This window comes from Vibrio sp. 1078-1 (assembly GCF_033340475.1).
Genome location: NZ_JAWOWM010000957.1, coordinates 1 through 509 on the forward strand (window position 1 = coordinate 1; position 509 = coordinate 509).

At 44.6% G+C, this 509-nt stretch carries 1 protein-coding gene; it reads left to right on the forward strand.

Going from position 1 to position 509, the window contains the following annotated elements; translation table 11 throughout:
- A partial coding sequence (locus R7190_RS31075) for an AI-2E family transporter (protein WP_318138367.1) occupies positions 1–509 on the forward strand: 509 nt, incomplete at both ends.

A 509-nucleotide genomic window follows, 5' to 3' on the forward strand; every position in this document is an offset into this window, starting at 1 on the left:
TCGCCATTTTGCTGTTTGGTTTTATCACCATTTACTTCTTTGGGCATTTGATTGCGCCATTGCTGGTGGCGATCGTATTGGCATATCTCCTAGAATGGCCAGTGGTTAAATTGTCTCGTATGGGTGTGCCTCGCACCTTATCAGTGATTATTGTTCTGCTGATTTTTATCAGCATCATGTTGATTGCCTTATTTGGTTTGGTTCCGACGATCTGGACTCAGGTTGGCAACTTAATCAACGATATTCCGAACATGTATAACGGGCTGCAAAAGTTCATCATGACGTTGCCTGAGCGCCATCCGGAACTGGCGAACCTACAAATTGTAGAAACCGTCGTGACCAACGCGAAAAACCAAGCACTAGGTTTGGGTGAAAGCGTGGTAAAAGGCTCACTTGCATCGTTAGTTAGTATTGCCACATTGGCGGTGTACTTGATTTTGGTGCCGCTGCTGATTTTCTTCCTACTTAAAGACAAAGAAGAAATGCTTAGAATGGCGAGCGGCATTTTG